This is a genomic window from Polynucleobacter sp. JS-JIR-II-b4 (assembly GCF_018687815.1).
In the GTDB taxonomy this organism is placed as follows: Bacteria; Pseudomonadota; Gammaproteobacteria; order Burkholderiales; family Burkholderiaceae; genus Polynucleobacter.
The window spans coordinates 1,570,905-1,587,542 of record NZ_CP061306.1; the positions used below are offsets into that span (position 1 = coordinate 1,570,905).

Genomic DNA, 16,638 nt, shown 5'->3' on the forward strand with positions numbered 1-16,638 from the left:
AATACGACCCAAGCGCGCAAAAAGATAACAGTCCAAAGCAGCAGGCAGGTTGGCTTCAAAGATAAATCAGCGGGTACTGGCTCAAAAACTAATAGCATGAGCCTGAACCCATCGCTATTTCAGCGAAAAGCCCCAGATGAATTGATGCTCGATAGCGATGCAAACCTTGACTATCGAGTAGCTCAAGGATGCCTGAGACGTAATTTTAATGAAGATAGCCTACCAGCTAGCGTTGGCATTGATAACCGCCAGTTTGCTGAATTCTTCAAAAATCAGACTAAAACATTTTTTGATCACATGCGTGGAGATTGCATCCCTTATGCGGTTGCCTTTGGAAGTCGTAATCGTTTCGACTCATTGAGCATCATGAATGGTCCAATCCAAGATAGTAAAACTGAAGTATGGACATTTACACCATCTGCTGTTGGTGGGTTTTTAATTCAGCAAGACTATCTTAAGGATGAATCTAAGCGCTTAACTGAGATTCGGATTCCTTTAAGAGATGTCTTGTATGACACTCGAAAAGTAAGCGATCAATTGCCAGTTGAGCTGGTTTGGGAATTAAATTCCCTGATCAAGCAAATCTATCCTGAAGAAAATAATTCTCTCGAAAATACTAACAGCGTTGTGCGCTTGATTGTTGACTTTGGCGATCGAGAAAGATGGGCGCAAATTTGGGCTGCAGAAATTATTGACCCCACCACCAAAGACGTTTATGCGAATGCTTTTTGGATGGAGCGCAGTGATATACCTGGGGGCTTCTTTACAGGATCCGGAGAATCGCTTGAGCGCTCCTTCTGGACTAACCCATTAAGCTATCGCCGTATTTCCCGGGGGGTAGGCATGGTCAGAGCCTCTTCAAGCAAGCGCAGCAAGAGTCCCGCGCCAGCTGCCCCAAGCCAGTCGCCAGCAACAAAGCAACGCTATCGCGCCCACATGGGGATTGACTATGCTGCCCCAATCGGCACCCCCATTTTTAGTGTTGCCAATGGCAAAGTAGTGCACATAGGCTTTAGCGGTGCATTTGGAAACTTAATTGTTTTAGAGCATCCAGGCAATTACCACACCTACTATGCCCACTTGAGTAATTACAACGTAGAGCTTGAGTTAGGTAACGAAGTGCGGCGCGGCTTGGAAATTGGCTACGTAGGAACAACCGGGAGATCAACGGGGCCACACCTTCATTTTGAATTAAGGAAAAATGGGATTTATGTAGACCCATATGGCTCCAAAACCCAACTTGATTTATGGTCCATGCGCGATAACGAGAGTGGGCAGCTAACTAGAGAGATGCTTCTGCTAGGTAGCCCTATTAAGCATAACTAAATAAATTCAGGAATACTGCTGAAAAAAAGGGTCCAATTGGACCCTTTTCACTTGATGCTGGGTAAATTAACCCAGAACTAATACTGGCAATGTGGAATGCACAATGACTTCATGGGTCTCGCTACCCAACAGGATCCCTTTGATACCTGTGCGCTTATGAGACGCCATAACAATCACATCCGCTTTCGCTTTTTTTGCGCCAGCCAAAATACCTTCAGATAGGTTGCTATTTTCAATGTGAAGACTTTTCACCTTAGCGCCAGCTCCCAGTGCGGTTGTAGACTTCTTAAATACATCCCGTGCAAAAGCCGCGCAAGCTTCTGTGTGCTGTTTCTTTGAAATTCCATAGCCCATGGTGCTATCTGAATAAACCATCGGAGGTGTAGGATCAGAAACATATACCAAAGTAACTGCAGCGCCATCTGCCTTAGCAAGTGCGGCGACTTTCTTTAAGGATTTTTTGCTGACATCTGAACCATCTACTGGCACCAATAAATGCTTAAACATGTTGACTCCCTTTAAATTGAACTACTCGTCTGCTCTTTCCATCATAATACTTATTATTAGCCTATAAAAGAATAAAGGTAACTTAATTGCTCAAGAATTTTGCCATTTACCTCTCATTTTTAATCGCCCTCATTGCAATCGATTTGGTATGGCTTTTAGGTATCGCAAAGAATCTCTATCGCAATGAGATGGGTGACTTAATGGCCAGCGAACCTAAACTTCTAGCTGGGCTCGCGTTCTACCTTCTTTATGCATTAGGCGTCTGCATTTTTGTAATTGTTCCAGCGCTATCAAAACAATCCTGGATATATGCACTGCAATATGGCGCTTTATTTGGCCTGTTTTGCTACATGACCTACGACCTCACCAATCTGGCGGTGGTTAGAAACTTTCCAACGCAATTAGCTTTCATTGATATTGCATGGGGCAGTTTTGTTACCGCCTTGTGTGCGAGTTTTGCATACTGGGTTGGCAACCGCATCTCTTAGGCCATTGAAACATTCATCTTATGTTTTTTCGTCCCCGACTTTTTGACTCATTTTCTGGCTATAGCCGCGCCCTTTTCACTAAGGATGTTTTTGCTGGAATGACGGTTGGCGTTGTTGCGCTCCCATTAGCCATGGCTTTTGCTATTGCCAGTGGACTCAAACCCCAAGCGGGTATTTTTACTGCCATTATTGCTGGCGGGCTTATCTCCTTACTTGGAGGTAGCCGCGTACAAATTGGCGGACCGGCCGGCGCCTTCATAGTCATTGTTTACGGCATTGTGGAGCGCTATGGTGTTCCAAATTTATTACTCGCAACCGCCATGTCAGGAGTATTTTTATTTCTGATGGGAGTATTTCGCCTTGGAACGCTAGTACGCTTCATTCCAATTGCAGTCATTATTGGTTTTACCAATGGCATTGCCTTTTTGATTGGGCTATCTCAAGTCAAAGATTTCTTCGGACTTCAGATTGAAAAAATGCCAGCTCAATTTTTTCAATCAGTGCATGCGCTCTACTTAGCAGCAGACACCTTTAACCCCATTGCGCTTGGTTTAGCTTGTGGGAGTCTTGCCTTACTCATTTTATGGAAGCTATTTCAGAATCGCTTAGGCTGGCTCTCTCATCTTCCTGGCACAGTGGTAGCAATGGTGGTTGCTACGATCGTTACCAGCATTTTTAATTTACCGGTAGATACGATTGGTAGTCGCTTTGGCGGCATCCCTTCAGGGCTCCCCGCTTTTGAATGGATTCCGGTAAGCTGGGATAGCGCTCAATACATGGTGGCACCAGCCCTAACACTTGCCCTTTTAGGTGCAATTGAATCTTTACTTTGTGCGCGCATTGCCGATGGCCTCATTCATGATCGCCATGAATCAAATCAAGAGCTAGTAGCTCAAGGCATTGCTAACTTCACGATTCCATTTTTTGGTGGCATGCCAGCGACCGGAACGATTGCTCGCACGGTTACTAATATAGAGAGTGGCGGCACTACACCTGTCTCTGGACTCGTGCATGCAGCAACTTTACTAGTCATCGTTTTGTTTGCAGCGCCGCTCGCCAAAAACATTCCTTTAGCTAGCCTTGCCGCCATCTTGATTTATGTGGCCTGGAATATGGGAGAGTGGCAGAAGTTCATCGATCTGAAGCAATTCCGCTTGCCGTATCGAATCACCATCTTGAGCGTCTTTATTCTCACTGTTGTACTAGATCTCACGATTGCAGTAGAAGTAGGTTTACTGCTCGCCTTTATTACCTTCATTTACCGCATCTCTAGTCTATCGCGTTGTGAGCCTGCTCTAGTCAGCGATTACCCGGGGCTGAGTAATCAGCAAGGTCGAATTGATGCCTATCGCATTCATGGTGCCATCTTTTTTGGGGCAGTAAAACTCCTTGAAAAGATTGAAACGAATTTACCCTCACAAACACTCTTGCTCGATTTAAAGAACGTAATCTACATTGATACTTCTGGGATGGATACGATCATGGAACTAGCGCACCTGTGCAAGATTCGTAATATTCGATTGATCATTTGCGGCTTAGCGCATCAACCATTAGAGATGGCAGAGCGCAGTGAATTTCTATCGGCACTACCCCAAGATTCTTTCTACCCAGATCTAAGCTCCGGAATAGAAGCAGCAACAGCTTAATAGCGACTTAAGAAATACAGAAGCCACCTTTTAATAAGACTTCTGGCAATACCCAGGCACGATACATACCAAAGCCGCCTGCAATCAATAGAAGTGCAGAAGCCAAATACCTCACCCATAGATATTGCCCAAACTGAGTCAGCGCCGCTGAAAATTTAGAGATCAGTAATAGGTTGGGCAATGTACCCAAACCAAATGCCAACATCAGTGCGGCACCAGTTGCTACATCACCAGATAAAAAGGCGAGTGGTAAAACGCTGTAGACCAATCCACAGGGCACCAAACCCCATAGCATGCCGCTAAACCAACGCGAAGGACCGCTAGCCATAGCACCCAAGTATTTAGCCCAATAAGCTGCAATTTTTGTACTTAACCATTTGCCGCCAAGTAGGCCTTCTGACTTGCCCAATCTGAGCAGGCGTACCCCCATCAAAATTAAGATCAGGGAAGTTAAAGCAAATAAGGGGCGCTGGATTGGAATGAGGTTTTGCTGCCAAACCACAACCCCTACTGAAGCGGCAAGTATGCCCAGTAAGACATAAGTTGTGACACGACCCAAATGCATGATTAATTGGAGGTAAAAAAGCTCAGATTTTGGTCTTAGAGGGGTCTCCAGGGCTTTGGGCCGCTCTATGGCAGCCGCTATTCCACCGCACATCAGTGCACAGTGCCAGCCACTCACAAGAGCGCCCAGAAAGACCGCAACGAGTAAGCTAGCTGTCAGCATGAAATTAACAGAAAATAGGTAAAAGCCATAATCTTCATACTTATAGAATAAACTGATCCCATAGATCAGCCCCAATATGAACTACAAACCTACCGATAGCCCAACCAGCAAATGCTCAGTTTGCGTACTGGGTCAGTTTTGTCTGCCGGTTGGATTAAATAGTAGCGAAGTTTCCCAAATCGATACCTTAGTTAAAGAGCGCGTTCATCTTCAAAAAGGTGAAAGCCTTTATCGTCACGGCGATCCACTCAGTTCTGTATATAGCGTTCGTTTTGGCACCCTTAAAACAGAGTTCTGTCTGCAAGATGGTCGACAACAAGTGATTGGCTTTCATCTTCCCGGTGAGATTCTAGGTCTTGATGGCATTGGTGAAGGTCATTATCAGTCTGATGCAATTGCACTTGAAGAGAGCGAAGTCTGCATTATTCGTTACGATGCTTTTGAAGATTTGGCTCGGCAGATCCCCGTCTTACAAAATCAGTTCCATAAAATCATGAGTCGGGAACTGACTCAAGATCAGCGCCACCTACTATCACTTGGCACGATGCGTGCAGAAGAAAGATTGGCAGCCTTTTTATTAAGCCTCTCGCAACGTCTTGCTGCACGCGGCTATTTAAATAATGAATTTGACTTGCGTATGAGCCGCAATGATATTGGCAGCTATCTTGGGATTCAAATTGAAACTGTCAGTCGCATGCTCTCACGCTTTGCAGAGTCGGGCTTAATTCAAATCAAACAACGCCACATCAAACTCATCGATATGGATGGGTTATATGAACTGGCAGGTATTCCAAACCCAGATCGCCACGGCTGCGCAAGCCCTGAAATCCCAATCAAACAGGCTTAAATTAAGCCGCGGTCGACTTCCTTGCTATCAGATGACTCAATCCCAGGCAGGATATAAGCAGTAAGCGCGCTAGAGATCGCACAGAAGGTCCAAATCACGAAGAACCCGACTGTATAAATACCCTCATCAGAAATATCTGGGTGGTAACCAAAAAATAAAAGGTCTTGTGGGTGGATCACAGTAAACAACAAGCCCTCTGCCATGCCAGCCGCCAAAAATGAGGGCCACAAAATCCAGATTAGTAGGCGGTACTTCATTTTGCTGCCTGCGCATCTTTAAGCTGCTCAACCTTTAAGCCCTGCTTCACAAGGCCATCACGTAATGGCTTATCTGCATACAGATTTACAGCCAAGTAAATAGTGATAGCGCAGCCAATCATGGCTACAGCAGGTCCACTAATTAAAAGCCATGGCCATAGTTGCTTGAACCAGGGTTTAGTATTTTGTTGTTCTGTCATATCCATCCTCTCCATTGCTTTTGGCTTAACGGGGAATAATAAAAGTTGATTTCTCTTCGCGAGTTCTCGTAATTAACTCGTCACCTGACATCTCATGGGCAACTACATCAAAATGAATTGGGTAGTTACCAGCCTCATTCGCTCCAACATCAGCGCTCACCTTGATCGGCATCAGAAGATTGCTAGCTGGCCCAACCTCAATCTCGGTAACAATCTGCCCTTGTGAATTAAGCACTTTTAATCCATCCAAACCAAGCGCCTTCACCTGCACATTCATATTATTTTCAGATGCATTCATGATTTGAATGCGATAAATATTCTCAATCCTTACACCCTCAACCTCACGCGCCAATGCCCCACGATCACGCATCACATCAACCCTTAATGGGTTTCTGGTGGCGAGAGAAACTAGAAAAGCGGCTGTAAGCACAGTGATAAAAGCGGTGTAGATCAATACGCGCGGGCGCAAAATATGGCGAATCGCACTTTGATTGGACTCTTTATCCTCAATGGCACGCTCAGTCGTATAGCGAATGAGTCCTTTTGGATAATCTACCTTCTCCATCACTTGATCGCATGCATCAATGCAGGCGCCACAACCAATACACATATATTGCAAGCCATCACGAATATCAATGCCAGTAGGGCAAACTTGAACACAAATACTGCAGTCAACGCAATCGCCCAAACCCAGGGAAGTTAGATCTGCAGACTTGCTGCGACTGCCCCTTGGTTCGCCACGCACTTTATCGTATGTCACCAAGAATGTATCTTTATCTACCATCACGCTTTGGAAGCGTGCATATGGGCACATGTATTTACATACTTGTTCACGCATGAACCCTGCGTTACCCCAGGTTGCAAAGCTATAGAAGCACAACCAGAAAGTCTGCCATGGACCCAAAGACAGATGAATTAATGCAGAACCTAAGGTGCTAATTGGGGTGAAATACCCAATAAAAGTAAAGCCTGTCCAGAATGCGATCAATAACCATAGGAAATGCTTCGTAATCTTTAAACGCCATTTACGGAAACCCCAAGGCCACTCTTCGCCATCCAAACGAATACGGGCAAAACGATCTCCCTCGACCTTGCGCTCGATCCACATGAAGATTTCGGTATAGACGGTCTGCGGACAGGCATACCCACAAAATAAACGCCCGGCAACTGCAGTAAATAGAAATAAAGCGAGCGCAGAAAGAATCAATAAGAGGGTGAGATAAATCACGTCTTGTGGCCATAACACGAGGCCAAAGATGTAAAACTTACGCTGAATTAAATCAAAGAGAACTGCTTGACGACCATTCCAACTAACCCATGGCAAGCCGTAAAACAGCAGCTGAGTAGCAAATACCAGAATGAAGCGCCAGCGGGCAAAGAGCCCTGATACTGAACGCGGATAAATCTTTCGCCGAACCTCGTAAAGAGACTCCTCAATAACTTCTATCGGAACAGGTTTCCCACCCGGCGGAATATATGGCACTGATTGCTATTCTTACTTAGCTGTTGCTGGTTGTTTATTGTTAGATAAACCCCAGACATAAGCTGCTAATAAATGAATCTTCTCAGGACTCAATACCTTATCTTGAGCAGGCATCATAGCCATACGACCCTTAGTTACCGTTTCAATAATCGTCGCTTCTGAACCGCCATATAACCAAGTTTTATCAGTTAAGTTTGGTGCACCAATAGCAATATTTCCTTTGCCATCAGGGCCATGGCAGGCTACGCAGTTTGCAGCGAATACTTGTGCGCCACGGGCTGCTTTAGCATCATCTGCTGACAAACCTGAGAGGCTACGTACATAGTTAGCAACATCCACAATTTGATTGCTATCCAGTTGTGGGAATGGAGGCATCACACCGCCACGTCCATAGGTAATGGATGCCTTGATATTTTCTGGTGAACCTCCATAGAGCCAGTCACCATCAGTCAAATTAGGAAAGCCTTTAGCGCCTCCAGCATCAGAGCCATGACACTGTGCACAAGAATTCAGGAAGAGGCGTTGACCCATTTCGCGGGCTTTAGGATCGGCCGCCACTTGCTCAATGTCCATCTTGACGTATTTCGCATAAACAGGCTTTAGCTCATCATTTGCTTCAGTCATAGAGCTCATCAAAGCACCATCAGTGGTGTAGCCCATAATCCCCGGAAATGATCCCAAACCTGGAAATAACACTAAGTAGACCAATGCAAAGATGCAAGAGAGCAAGAACATCCACATCCACCAACGTGGCAATGGATTATTTAACTCACGCAGATCGCCATCCCATACGTGACCCGTATCAGCAACCGCGCCATCGGCCGTATGCACAACCTTTGCTTTCCTTTGGGAGAACAAAAGCCAGATACACCAGAAAATTCCAACTAATGCAACTAAGGCGATGTAAGCACTCCAACCGCTGCTAAAAAAGTCACTCATGATTTGTCCTTACTAAATTCATCCGGAAGATCAAATGGAAGCTCTGCTGATTCCTGATTTGCTTTCTTGCGACCAGGAGACCAAGCCCACAAAACAATTCCTACAAAAAAAACTAGGCCTATTACTGTAGAAAATGCCGAGAGGTAGGGAGTAATCTGTTCCATTTGATTTAAGTATTTTTAATTAATAACCTTGTTAATTACTTCGCTACAACTTCTTCGACAGTAATATAGCGACGCGTAATACCTAAGCCTTGCAGGTAAGCAACTAATGCATCTAACTCCGTCTTACCCTCTAACTCTGCAGGTGCATTTGCAATCATTTCATCAGTGTATGGAACGCCTAAACGCCGCATAGCAACCATATGTGACTGAATAGAGCTTGCATCAGCTGCATTTTTTCCGAGCCAAGGATAAGCAGGCATATTGGACTCTGGCACTACGTCGCGTGGGTTATTCAAGTGAATTTGATGCCATGCATCTGAATAGCGCCCACCTACACGTGCCAAATCTGGGCCTGTACGCTTACTACCCCATAGGAATGGATGGTCATATACAGACTCGCCAGCCAATGAATAGGGGCCGTAGCGCTCTACTTCAGAACGCAATGTCCGTATCTGCTGTGAATGGCAACCGACACAACCTTCACGCTGATAGATATCGCGACCAGCTAAACGCAAAGCTGTGTATGGAACAACACCAGGACTAGGCTCAGTAGTAGTGTGCTGGAAAAAGAGTGGAACAATTTGCACCAACCCTGCAATCGATACAACCACGATCGTTGCAATAATTAACCAACCAACGTTTTTCTCAAGCGTTCCGTGGGAAAAGAATTTATTTTCGCTAGACATTTTCTTCTCCTTTTAGTGTTCAGCAACGGCCATTGGAATAGGCGCATTTACAAAAGTTTTACCCTGCACTGTTTTGAAGACGTTGTACGCCATCAAGAACATGCCGCTTAGGTAGCACAAGCCGCCCATCAAACGAATAACATAGAAAGGGAAAGTCGCTTTAACAGACTCGACAAAGCTATATGTCAAAGTGCCGTCTGGTTCAAACGCTCTCCACATCAAACCTTGCATAACGCCGGCAATCCACATTGCAGCGATATAGAGAACAACACCAATAGTGGCGATCCAGAAATGCAACTCAATCCACTTGGTGTTGTACATTTCTTTTTGACCAACCAAGCGCGGGATCAGATAGTAGAGAGAGCCAATGGTAATCATGGCTACCCAACCCAAAGCACCAGAGTGAACGTGCCCAATAGTCCAGTCTGTGTAGTGAGACAAGCTATTCACTGTCTTGATAGACATCATGGAGCCTTCAAAGGTAGACATACCGTAGAAGGACAATGCCACTACCAAGAATTTCAAGATCGGATCACGACGCAATTTATACCAAGCGCCAGACAATGTCATGATGCCGTTGATCATGCCACCCCAAGATGGGGCTAGCAAAATTAAAGAGAACACAGTACCGAGCGACTGAGTCCAGTCAGGCAAAGAAGTGTGTTGTAAGTGGTGAGGGCCTGCCCACATATACGTAAAGTTCAAGGCCCAGAAGTGAACAATCGACAAACGATATGAATAGATTGGACGCTCAGCCTGCTTTGGAATGAAGTAATACATCATGCCCAAGAAGCTAGTGGTCAAGAAGAAGCCTACTGCATTGTGGCCATACCACCACTGAACCATTGCATCTTGAACCCCAGCATATGCAGAGTAGGACTTCCATAATGTTGCAGGCATCTCTAAGTTATTAAAGATATGCAGAATGGCAATAGTCAGAATGTATGCGCCGAAGAACCAGTTCGAAACATAAATATGTTTCGTTTTGCGCTTCATGATGGTGCCAAAGAAAACAACTGCATAGGCTACCCAAACTACAGTGATCAAAATATCAATCGGCCACTCAAGCTCAGCGTATTCTTTTGAGGTTGATATGCCCAATGGCAATGTCACTGCAGCCAGCACAATAACTGCCTGCCAGCCCCAGAAGGTAAAGGCTGCTAGCTTGTCACAAAACAAACGCGCCTGACATGTACGCTGAACGATGTAATAGGATGTTGCGAATAAGGCTGACCCACCAAAAGCAAAAATCACTGCATTGGTGTGCAAAGGACGCAAGCGACCATAACTCAACCAAGGAATATTAAAAGTGATTTCAGGCCAGATCAACTGGGCTGCGAGGATAACCCCCACGAGCATGCCAACAATTCCCCAAAGCACAGTAACGATGGCAAATTGGCTGACAACCTTGTAATTGAAGGTATCTTGATTACTCCCCACGGTAAGTCCCATGGTTTCTCCTTTTTTGTGACCAAACAGCGACATAATCCAAATAGACTGGATTGATTATCAAAGTAGAGTCCCAAGGGGGATTTGATCTATATCAAAAAGGGTGAGGCAAATTCACCCTGCACATCTAAGGGAAACCCTAGATTGCTTTAGCTATTTAAATATATAACTATTATTGAGAGTGTTTACTAACTTATTTGGATTTTGGAGCGTCATCATCCATCAAAATCGCCTCACCGGGACCGTCTAAATCGTCAAATTGACCACTTTTTATGGACCAGTTCAAAATCCAGACCAAAAGGCCAATTAAAACCAGAGAAATGGGAATGAGAAGAAATAGACTTTCCATTCCTATAGTCTAAGCCTTTCGTAAGCGCCAGGCATTTAAAGTCACGGCTAACGAGGAAAGCGACATCCCGATCCCAGCAACCCAGGGATTTACTAAGCCCATCATTGCAGCAGGAATAGCCAGCAAGTTGTAAGCCAAGGCCCACCATAAGTTTTCTTTGATGATTGCGTGAGTTTTATCAGCTAGCAACAAAGTTTTTGCTAAAGGCTCTAGAGAACTAGCCGTCAGAATTGCATCAGCTCCAGCTGCAGCCAAAGGTGCACCAGCGCCAACTGCAATAGAAATATCAGCACGAGCAAGCAAAGGCGCATCGTTCACACCATCGCCAATAGCCCATACAAAACGACCTTCTTTTTGCAACCTTTCGATGTAGTCATACTTATCTTCAGGCGTACAACCGCCTCGATATTGCTTAATACCAACATGATGTGCCCACCACGCAACCGTAGCGCGATCATCACCAGAAACTAAATGCACTGCAATCTTTCTAGACTTCACTACTTTTAGGAATTGCTCTAATCCTGCTCTAGGCGTGTCCAAAAATACAAAGCTAGCTATTAATCCTTGTGCATCCGCTAAATGCACCTGACCGTATTGCCCTAATTGCGCACTCTGCTCTACCCCCAGCCACAATGCACTTCCTAAGCGATACTCGCCTGAACTTAAACCTTTTCCCAGTTGATTAATCACTGGCTCACTCAATGTAGGTAAAGATAAATTTTCAGCAGTAGCGGCACGCATCAAAGAAAGTGCCAACGGATGTCTTTGCCCTGCCTCCAATACCGCAGCTAAGGCCAAGGCATTTTCACGTCGATAGCCCGCACGCAAATTAATAACCTCTTGCAACTCTGGCTGACCCATCGTTAGTGTGCCGGTCTTATCTAACACTAAGTCAGTTGCTTTTACTAAACCTTCCATCACATGACCACGCACAATCAGTAAACCTAATTTAGTTACCGCACCTTGCGCTGCTGCCATAGCAGTTGGAACTGCTAGTGATAAAGCACAAGGGCAGCTAGCAACTAGAACAGAAACTAAAACTGTCCACGCACGACTAGGGTCAAAGTACAGCCAAATAGCGGACGAAGCAAACGCACCGAATAGTAAAAAGGCAACAAAATAAGCAGTCCACTTTTCAGCCAGACTCACCATGACTGGTTTAGCAAGTAATGCTTGATCTAATAAGGAAGCAATTCCAGCGATACGGGTTGATTGCCCCACTGCCTCAATTCGCATGAACAATGGATTCAGTATGTTGTGAGTACCAGCGTACACACGGTCACCAATCTTTTTCTCAACCGGCTTAGATTCGCCCGTGAGCAAAGACTCGTCTAAAGCACTCACATTTTCAATCAGGACACCGTCAGCAGGCACCACTTCCCCTGGAGAAACTCGTAATACCTCTCCAGGATTGCAATTAACTACGGGAACCACTTCAATTTCTTGTGATGCTGGATAGTTCAATGCCCGCTCACATGTTGCAGGCAGTTGTTTAGCTAAAGCCTCTGCTCCACCTTGCGCATCTTGTCTTGCTAAAAGCTCCACATATCTGGCCGCCAAGATAAATGCCACAAACATGGTGATGGAATCAAAATAAGTATGTCCGACACCGGCAATTAAATTAATGGTGCCCGCAATAAATGCCAAAGCTAAAGCTAATGCAATAGGAACATCCATTCCCAACATATGCGTTTGCTTAAAAGACTGCACACTTCGCCAAGCCGACTGGAATATTGGACCTGCTGAGTAGACCATCACAGGAACAGTCAATAACCAGCTAGTCCAACCTAAAAGAATCTCAAATTCCGGAGTAATGTCGGCGCCGACATACGTAGGCCAGGCATACATCATGACCTGCATCATGCCCAGCATTGCTACACCTAGTCGCAAAAGAAGGTGGCGCCTTTCCTTTTTAGCGCGATCTAATGATTGGGAGGGTTCAAATGGCCAAGCCTCATAACCAATGCGCTCAATTTCAAAAAGTAATCTTGCTAAGCTCGTTTTATCTGAAGAAAAACGCACCATTACTTTTTGAGTAACGTAATTGATTTGCACATCCTTAACACCTGCATTACGACGTAAATGTTGCTCACACAGCCAAACACAAGCTGCACATCGAATTTTTTCTAAGCGCAAAGTGGTTTCAAGATCACCCTCCCCTCCAGATGGACGGGTAAAACGGCCTCGCAATGAAGGATCATCATAAGGCTTAAGCTTCTCCGGAATCTCATCACTTGCAAGATAGGCTGCCGGCTTATCACCCGACTGAGAACGCCTGGCATAAAAAACCTCTAGGCCTTCTCCATGAATTGTTTGCGCAATTGCCATGCAACCCGGACAACAGAATGGACGTGTCTCACCACCCAGTTCCGCCTCAGTTAATTCCCCTGGGAGAATCTGGCTTGAACAGTGATAGCAAACTAAAGCATTCTTTTTGTTCATCTGCTCATTTACCTGCTCATTTATCTGCTCATTTATCCGATTACTCATGCGCGCACTGAGCTACCCCAGCCCCTACGACGTTCGTAAATCACAAACAGAACGCCCCACATGACTACGGCAACGTATGCCCATACCCAGGCAACTTGTGAAGTACGAGAACCAGAAATATCCAAGACGAAACCAAAAATGGCAGGCCCCAATAGGCCGCCACCAAACCCCATCAATGAGTGCAGACCCATTGCAGCGCCCTTGATATTTTCTTGCGCACTAATTACCAAGCCCGCAGTGAGCGTTGAGGAATCTGCCATGATGAATATGGCATGCCCAATAGCCAGAGCAACAATCAACCACCACGACTGGCCAGTTGAGCAAGCGAATGCAATCCCTAATACCGCACTAGTCAGCATCACAATGCATACCCATTTCTGACGCCCTACTCTCAAAGCAATTTCATTACCCAATATGGAAGATGGCACGCCAAAGAAATTAATCACTCCAGCTAAAGTCGTAGCCGTTAGGAAAAAATCTTCGCCAGAAGCAACTGCACAAAAAGCAAAGAAGGCAACAATCCAGCTTCTTGAGGCAAAGAGTTCCAAAGTATGAGCGGTATATCCAAAAATAAAGCCTGATGCATTTTTGTCTTGTAAAACCAACTTCCATTTATCCACCGGAAAGATATCGTGCAGACGAATATTGATTGGCCCTTGCCATTTTTCATGCTGAAGCGCTGGAATTAGCAACAAGACAATCAGAAATGCGCTAAATGGGCCCAAGGCAATTAAACCAAATACATAATGCCAACCAAGCGCATTCAAAATCCAACCAGAACATAAATACGAAAATCCAGTACCGATACCAAAGAAGGCGGTATAGAACGCAATATGTCTAGTTAGCTCTCCCGATTGGATGCGGTCTGACAAAATCTTGAGGCCGGGCATATAAGAACCAGCAAGACCAGCACCATTCAAAGCCATAAAAAGTAGGGCCGTCCAAAAGTTATAAGCCAACAGACTCATACCCAAAAGACCACAGCTTGCTGTGAGACCGCCTATTAAATACACCTTACGCGCGTCTACCCGATCCGTTAAAGCCGTAGCTAATGGAACGGCAAGCATGTAACCAAAGAAAAAAGCACTCGCAATCAGGCCTGACTGCAAATTACTGAGATGCCACTCTTCTTGCAAAGTCGTTAACACGACGGCATAGCAAGCAAAACCCAATAAAGCACAGGTTTGTGCCAGAAGCATAAGAGGGGTATAGCCAGCTGAACGAAAGCGCATAGTTAGTCAGTAGAAACGTGAACTCATTCTACTCGCCCAGAACGAATTAGACCCGCTACACTACTGAAAACAAGACGGAGACAGTATGAATAGCAAATCTTTGATAGTTCATTTATTGCAGATCGGGGCCGCCCTGATTATCGGCTTCGCAAGTAACCTGGCATCAGCGGATAGCTACCCCTCCAAACCCATTAAAGCAATTGTTCCTTTTGCACCCGGCAGCACAACCGATCAAATTGGACGTGCATTTGCGGCAAAAATGTCTGAGTCATTAGGCCAGCCCGTAGTTGTTGAAAATCGCCCTGGCGCAAATGGCCTAATTGGCGCAGATTTTGTAGCCAAGGCCCCCGCAGACGGCTATACGATTCTGTTCGGAACCAATAGCACTAATGCTGCCCTTAAGAGCTTGGTTAAAAATTTACCCTATAACCAAGACACCGCCTTTACTCCCATTGGATTTTTTGGATCTGCTCCACTCATTATTGCCATCAATAATGATGTGCCTGCTAAATCACTCAATGGGTTTGTTTCTCTAGCCAAAGCCAATCCAGGAAAAATGACTTTTGCTTATGCAAGTACATCACAGCGCGTTTCATCAGAAATGCTGGCAAGCTTTGCTGATATCAAAATGATTGGGGTCTCATACAAGAGCGGCCCCAATGCTATGACTGATTTAATTGGCGGTCAGGTGAATATGTTCACATCCGACTTTGGAGTTTCATTACCTCAGGTACAAGCAGGCAAAATCCGTGGCTTAGCTGTCACCTCCCTGAAGCGCTCGCCGGCTATTCCAGAGCTACCTACAGTAAATGAAGCATTGGGTATCAGAGGCTATGAACTTATCGCCTTCTTTGCGGCATTTGGTCCAGCGGGCATGCCGAAAGATGCCATCCTCAAACTCAATCAAGCCATCAACAGTGCAGCCAAATCAAAAGATCTAGTTGAGCGACTTTCAGCAAATGGTTTTGAAACTCAGCCAGGAACGCCTGAAGCCCTTGGTCAAAAAATCAAACTAGAAACTGCTAAGTGGGCCAAAGCGATTAAAGAAGCTGGCATGGAGCCAGAGTAAATCCAGTAGCCTTATTGCTGACTTCGATTTGGAGAGTCTTGAAAACCATTAGAGCGGTAAGTGAGAACTAAGGTATCTCGATACCCATATTTTCCTAATGGCTGAATTGGGGTTGATTCATGAATCATGCGCTGATCATTCATTAACAACAAAGACCAAGGTTGCGTGAGTGTAAAGCGCAATCCTGCAGAGCCAGAGGTATCAAATATTCTGGTCTCGCCACCCTTAATGCCTTCTCGATCTAACAAGAAGACTGCTACAAAATCAACGCCATCGCGATGAGCGCCTTCAGGTGTTGGACGTCCGATACCATCAGTGGTATCAATTCGAAATTGATGGGCTTCAACAAACCAAGTATTCACAGGCTTTAGGCTATTCAAGAGATGTGCAAGCCCGAGCAAGACAGATTGCCAAGCAGGATTACTTAACAACTCACCTTGGATGGGCTCAAACCAGCGCTCAATTCCACCATGTAACGCGTTGTAATCCAGCGATTGCCAGTGCGCACGATGTGGAACCATTGTGAGTTTATCGCCTTTAATCTCATAGCTGGCATGTCGACGAAAGCGATAGCGCCCACCATCTTTTAAATAAGGGTCGCGGGGCAAGTTTTCCCAATACTTCGTGAGATCTTGAAACTTGGATAGATCTACATTGCTAAACTCAGCAACCGTCTCAGCGGACACCACTGCAAAGCCGTCATCACGCAAAGCTTGATCGATCTGCTTTAAGGGGGTCAGTGTAGGCGCAACGCCAATAATTGTCATGGGTCTATTTTA

Annotated in this window: 18 protein-coding genes; 5 read left to right on the forward strand and 13 right to left on the reverse strand. The window is 45.4% G+C overall.

Annotated features, from left to right (window positions below; translation table 11 throughout):
* Window positions 1-96 precede the first annotated feature (96 nt).
* Window positions 97-1,326 carry a M23 family metallopeptidase gene (locus tag ICV90_RS07950; RefSeq protein ID WP_251367709.1) on the forward strand — a complete coding sequence of 410 codons (1,230 nt, stop codon included), beginning with the start codon at window positions 97-99 and terminating at the stop codon, window positions 1,324-1,326.
* Window positions 1,327-1,392: 66 nt separating this feature from the next.
* Here ICV90_RS07950 and ICV90_RS07955 read toward each other — a convergent pair whose 3' ends face one another.
* Entirely contained in the window at window positions 1,393-1,833 is a 441-nt protein-coding gene (locus ICV90_RS07955; protein ID WP_215358271.1) for a universal stress protein, read from the reverse strand.
* Window positions 1,834-1,919: 86 nt separating this feature from the next.
* Between ICV90_RS07955 and ICV90_RS07960 the strand changes: the two genes are divergently transcribed.
* Window positions 1,920-2,321, forward strand: coding sequence for a DUF2177 family protein (locus tag ICV90_RS07960; protein ID WP_215358273.1), 402 nt, complete (start codon window positions 1,920-1,922; stop codon window positions 2,319-2,321).
* A gap of 20 nt (window positions 2,322-2,341) precedes the next feature.
* Window positions 2,342-3,967 (forward strand): SulP family inorganic anion transporter, encoded by a 1,626-nt coding sequence (locus ICV90_RS07965; protein ID WP_215358275.1) that lies wholly within the window; start codon window positions 2,342-2,344, stop codon window positions 3,965-3,967.
* A 7-nt stretch (window positions 3,968-3,974) separates the two neighbouring features.
* Here the strand turns inward: ICV90_RS07965 and ICV90_RS07970 are convergent, their stop codons facing one another.
* Complete coding sequence (locus tag ICV90_RS07970; RefSeq protein ID WP_215358277.1) at window positions 3,975-4,694, reverse strand: sulfite exporter TauE/SafE family protein; 720 nt, start codon at window positions 4,692-4,694, stop codon at window positions 3,975-3,977.
* Window positions 4,695-4,770: 76 nt separating this feature from the next.
* On the opposite strand from ICV90_RS07970, the gene fnr reads away from it, so the two are divergent.
* Window positions 4,771-5,541, forward strand: a complete 771-nt coding sequence (fnr, locus tag ICV90_RS07975; RefSeq protein ID WP_215358279.1) for a fumarate/nitrate reduction transcriptional regulator Fnr — start codon at window positions 4,771-4,773, stop codon at window positions 5,539-5,541.
* On the opposite strand, the gene ICV90_RS07980 is transcribed toward fnr, so the two are convergent.
* From ICV90_RS07980 to ICV90_RS08025, 10 genes are all read right to left on the reverse strand, one after another.
* On the reverse strand, window positions 5,538-5,798 hold the full coding sequence (locus ICV90_RS07980; protein ID WP_215358282.1) for a hypothetical protein: 261 nt from the start codon (window positions 5,796-5,798) through the stop codon (window positions 5,538-5,540). The two genes, fnr and ICV90_RS07980, sit on opposite strands and share 4 nt — an antisense overlap.
* A complete protein-coding gene (locus tag ICV90_RS07985; RefSeq protein ID WP_215358284.1) occupies window positions 5,795-5,998 on the reverse strand; it encodes a FixH family protein in 204 nt (67 codons plus the stop codon). Before ICV90_RS07985 ends, ICV90_RS07980 begins: the two co-directional genes overlap by 4 nt.
* A gap of 25 nt (window positions 5,999-6,023) precedes the next feature.
* Window positions 6,024-7,481 carry a cytochrome c oxidase accessory protein CcoG gene (ccoG, locus tag ICV90_RS07990; protein WP_251367710.1) on the reverse strand — a complete coding sequence of 486 codons (1,458 nt, stop codon included), beginning with the start codon at window positions 7,479-7,481 and terminating at the stop codon, window positions 6,024-6,026.
* Window positions 7,482-7,493: 12 nt separating this feature from the next.
* Window positions 7,494-8,420 (reverse strand): cytochrome-c oxidase, cbb3-type subunit III, encoded by a 927-nt coding sequence (gene ccoP, locus ICV90_RS07995; RefSeq protein ID WP_215358286.1) that lies wholly within the window; start codon window positions 8,418-8,420, stop codon window positions 7,494-7,496.
* A complete protein-coding gene (locus tag ICV90_RS08000) occupies window positions 8,417-8,584 on the reverse strand; it encodes a cbb3-type cytochrome c oxidase subunit 3 (RefSeq protein ID WP_215358288.1) in 168 nt (55 codons plus the stop codon). Before ICV90_RS08000 ends, ccoP begins: the two co-directional genes overlap by 4 nt.
* Before the next feature lie 35 nt (window positions 8,585-8,619).
* Complete coding sequence (gene ccoO, locus ICV90_RS08005; RefSeq protein ID WP_215320652.1) at window positions 8,620-9,270, reverse strand: cytochrome-c oxidase, cbb3-type subunit II; 651 nt, start codon at window positions 9,268-9,270, stop codon at window positions 8,620-8,622.
* Window positions 9,271-9,282: 12 nt separating this feature from the next.
* A complete protein-coding gene (gene ccoN, locus ICV90_RS08010) occupies window positions 9,283-10,722 on the reverse strand; it encodes a cytochrome-c oxidase, cbb3-type subunit I (RefSeq protein WP_215320654.1) in 1,440 nt (479 codons plus the stop codon).
* A gap of 190 nt (window positions 10,723-10,912) precedes the next feature.
* Entirely contained in the window at window positions 10,913-11,068 is a 156-nt protein-coding gene (gene ccoS, locus ICV90_RS08015; RefSeq protein WP_215358296.1) for a cbb3-type cytochrome oxidase assembly protein CcoS, read from the reverse strand.
* 9 nt (window positions 11,069-11,077) lie between these two features.
* The gene (locus ICV90_RS08020) at window positions 11,078-13,558 is read right to left on the reverse strand and encodes a heavy metal translocating P-type ATPase (protein ID WP_251367711.1); all 2,481 of its coding nucleotides are present in this window, start codon (window positions 13,556-13,558) and stop codon (window positions 11,078-11,080) included.
* The gene (locus ICV90_RS08025; RefSeq protein ID WP_215358298.1) at window positions 13,555-14,790 is read right to left on the reverse strand and encodes an MFS transporter; all 1,236 of its coding nucleotides are present in this window, start codon (window positions 14,788-14,790) and stop codon (window positions 13,555-13,557) included. Before ICV90_RS08025 ends, ICV90_RS08020 begins: the two co-directional genes overlap by 4 nt.
* Window positions 14,791-14,875: 85 nt before the next feature.
* Between ICV90_RS08025 and ICV90_RS08030 the strand changes: the two genes are divergently transcribed.
* Window positions 14,876-15,859, forward strand: a complete 984-nt coding sequence (locus tag ICV90_RS08030) for a tripartite tricarboxylate transporter substrate binding protein (protein WP_215358306.1) — start codon at window positions 14,876-14,878, stop codon at window positions 15,857-15,859.
* Window positions 15,860-15,870: 11 nt separating this feature from the next.
* Here ICV90_RS08030 and ICV90_RS08035 read toward each other — a convergent pair whose 3' ends face one another.
* Window positions 15,871-16,626 carry a 2OG-Fe dioxygenase family protein gene (locus ICV90_RS08035; protein WP_215358308.1) on the reverse strand — a complete coding sequence of 252 codons (756 nt, stop codon included), beginning with the start codon at window positions 16,624-16,626 and terminating at the stop codon, window positions 15,871-15,873.
* Between the last annotated feature and the right edge of the window lie 12 nt (window positions 16,627-16,638).

What these genes read in the sequence shown, in the direction of transcription:
- ICV90_RS08020 (WP_251367711.1), bottom strand. Translation starts at nt 13,558, where the DNA reads ATGAGTAATCGGATAAATGAGCAGATAAATGAGCAGGTAAATGAGCAG.
- ICV90_RS07980 (WP_215358282.1), bottom strand. Translation starts at nt 5,798, where the DNA reads ATGAAGTACCGCCTACTAATCTGGATTTTGTGGCCCTCATTTTTGGCG.
- ccoS (WP_215358296.1), bottom strand. Translation starts at nt 11,068, where the DNA reads ATGGAAAGTCTATTTCTTCTCATTCCCATTTCTCTGGTTTTAATTGGC.
- ccoN (WP_215320654.1), bottom strand. Translation starts at nt 10,722, where the DNA reads ATGGGACTTACCGTGGGGAGTAATCAAGATACCTTCAATTACAAGGTT.
- ICV90_RS07985 (WP_215358284.1), bottom strand. Translation starts at nt 5,998, where the DNA reads ATGACAGAACAACAAAATACTAAACCCTGGTTCAAGCAACTATGGCCA.
- ICV90_RS08030 (WP_215358306.1), top strand. Translation starts at nt 14,876, where the DNA reads ATGAATAGCAAATCTTTGATAGTTCATTTATTGCAGATCGGGGCCGCC.
- ICV90_RS07955 (WP_215358271.1), bottom strand. Translation starts at nt 1,833, where the DNA reads ATGTTTAAGCATTTATTGGTGCCAGTAGATGGTTCAGATGTCAGCAAA.
- ICV90_RS08035 (WP_215358308.1), bottom strand. Translation starts at nt 16,626, where the DNA reads ATGACAATTATTGGCGTTGCGCCTACACTGACCCCCTTAAAGCAGATC.
- fnr (WP_215358279.1), top strand. Translation starts at nt 4,771, where the DNA reads ATGAACTACAAACCTACCGATAGCCCAACCAGCAAATGCTCAGTTTGC.
- ccoO (WP_215320652.1), bottom strand. Translation starts at nt 9,270, where the DNA reads ATGTCTAGCGAAAATAAATTCTTTTCCCACGGAACGCTTGAGAAAAAC.
- ICV90_RS07950 (WP_251367709.1), top strand. Translation starts at nt 97, where the DNA reads ATGAGCCTGAACCCATCGCTATTTCAGCGAAAAGCCCCAGATGAATTG.
- ccoP (WP_215358286.1), bottom strand. Translation starts at nt 8,420, where the DNA reads ATGAGTGACTTTTTTAGCAGCGGTTGGAGTGCTTACATCGCCTTAGTT.
- ICV90_RS08000 (WP_215358288.1), bottom strand. Translation starts at nt 8,584, where the DNA reads ATGGAACAGATTACTCCCTACCTCTCGGCATTTTCTACAGTAATAGGC.
- ICV90_RS08025 (WP_215358298.1), bottom strand. Translation starts at nt 14,790, where the DNA reads ATGCGCTTTCGTTCAGCTGGCTATACCCCTCTTATGCTTCTGGCACAA.
- ICV90_RS07970 (WP_215358277.1), bottom strand. Translation starts at nt 4,694, where the DNA reads ATGCTGACAGCTAGCTTACTCGTTGCGGTCTTTCTGGGCGCTCTTGTG.
- ICV90_RS07965 (WP_215358275.1), top strand. Translation starts at nt 2,342, where the DNA reads ATGTTTTTTCGTCCCCGACTTTTTGACTCATTTTCTGGCTATAGCCGC.